The sequence below is a fragment of the Candidatus Hydrogenedentota bacterium genome (assembly GCA_016791475.1).
Classification (GTDB): Bacteria; Hydrogenedentota; Hydrogenedentia; order Hydrogenedentales; family JAEUWI01; genus JAEUWI01.
In genome coordinates this window covers 1-514 of the sequence record JAEUWI010000483.1, presented here as the reverse complement: position 1 = coordinate 514, position 514 = coordinate 1, and the positions used below count along the sequence as shown (strand labels likewise).

At 62.3% G+C, this 514-nt stretch carries 1 protein-coding gene; it reads left to right on the top strand.

Going from position 1 to position 514, the window contains the following annotated elements; all coding sequences use genetic code 11:
• Positions 1 to 514, top strand: a 514-nt coding sequence (locus tag JNK74_30365; protein MBL7650473.1) for a hypothetical protein, incomplete at both ends; no start/stop codon positions are given.

The window sequence follows — 514 nt, the reverse complement described above, 5'->3', positions numbered from 1 at the left end:
GGGTTTTCAGGCGACGGCGGTCCGGCGACGAAAGCCCTGCTCAAGCAACCGCACAGCATTGCATTTGACGAGGCCGAAAACCTCTACATCGCCGACATCGGCAATCACCGCATTCGCCGCGTCGACGCTAAGACCGGCGTCATCGAAACGATCGGCGGCACCGGCGAGCGGAAGCTGCCGCAAGACGGCGCCGTCGCCAAGACTTCGCCGATTCTCGGCCCGCGGGCCTTGTTCGTCGACGGCGAAACGCTCTGGGTTGCGTTGCGTGAAGGCAACAGCGTGTGGAAGCTCGACCTTAAAGCCGGCACGTTTCATCACGTGTCGGGCACGGGCAAGAAAGGCTTCGCGGTTGTCGACGGCCCGGCGAAAGGCGCGCAGTACGACGGCCCGAAGGGCATCGCCGTCGGTCCCGATAAGCTCGTCTACGTCGTCGATAGTTCAAACCACGTCATTCGCAAACTCGATCCGGTGAAGGGTGTCGTGACGGTGATCGCCGGCGTTCCGAAAGAAAAGA